This window comes from Catelliglobosispora koreensis DSM 44566 (genome assembly GCF_000379685.1).
Classification (GTDB): Bacteria; Actinomycetota; Actinomycetes; order Mycobacteriales; family Micromonosporaceae; genus Catelliglobosispora; species Catelliglobosispora koreensis.
Genome location: NZ_KB903288.1, coordinates 1 through 964, shown reverse-complemented (window position 1 = coordinate 964; position 964 = coordinate 1). Strand labels below are relative to the sequence as shown.

Genomic DNA, 964 nt, shown 5'->3' with positions numbered 1-964 from the left:
GTTGATCCCTAATAGGACGTTGGCTGCGATGACCCAGCCCCAGGATGGGGCGAAGATAATCATCGCCGGGATCGGTATCGCCATCAGCCATCCGGCGAGCAGAACTGGTTTGCGGCCGTACCGGTCAGACAGCGTGCCGGCGAAGAAGTTGGTGGCGGCCTTTGTTAGCCCGAAGGCGAGAATGTAGGTCAGTGCGGCGGAGTAGGCGGTCAGCTGAAAGGTTTGCTGGCCCAGCAGCGGCAGCACGGTGCGTTCGCTGCCGAGCACACCACCAACCAAAGCGTTGACGATGACAAGCAACGTGAACTGGGCGGCGTTCTGCTTGAGCCCCAGCCGGACCGGCGCCATCGCGGTGGTGCTCATGAGGTGGCGAGCTTTCCGCCGGTCGCTTTGGCCCAGTCGCCGGCACCGCCGTCTAATACAGACACGTCTCGGTTTCCGTTGCGCTGCAGGATGGTGGCAGCGGTCATGGCACGCTCGCCGTGCCCGCACATAACCGTGACCGGACCAGAGCTGAAATCGCCGGCGTGAGAAGCGAGGTTGCCGAGTTCGATGTGGACGGCCTGTGGCAGGTGCCCGCAGGCGTATTCGCTGTCCTGGCGCACATCCAGCACCCTGCCCCTCACGTCGCCGGGTGCGGAAAGTGGTGTGGTGGCAAGGGTTTCGCCTGCCGCCATCCACGCGTCCAGGCCGCCGTCTAGTTCGCCCAGGAACGTGGTGTAGCCGATATTCAGGGCGGGCCAGATGATGTCGGCCGGGTCCTGGTCTGGGTTGCGGACAATGATGAGTGGCGTTTCCGGGGTGAGCGTCCAGCCGAGCCAAGTCGCGAACTGTGGCCGCAGCGCGATCGACACCGCACCGGGGATGTGTCCGCGGGCGACTTCGCGGATGGGCCGGACGTCGAGTACGACGGCGCCGGATGCCATGTGTGCCTTGACTTGCGCCGCGGTCAGCGGTGCCAGGC

The 964-nt window shown here is 65.1% G+C and carries 2 protein-coding genes; both read right to left on the bottom strand.

What is annotated here, in order from left to right; genetic code table 11:
• Positions 1-363, bottom strand: a 363-nt coding sequence (locus A3E1_RS0127960; protein WP_026208908.1) for an MFS transporter, incomplete at its 3' end; no start/stop codon positions are given.
• The coding region (locus A3E1_RS0127955) for a rhodanese-like domain-containing protein (RefSeq protein WP_020524102.1) at positions 360-964 on the bottom strand (605 nt) is incomplete at its 5' end. The genes A3E1_RS0127960 and A3E1_RS0127955, both read right to left, overlap by 4 nt.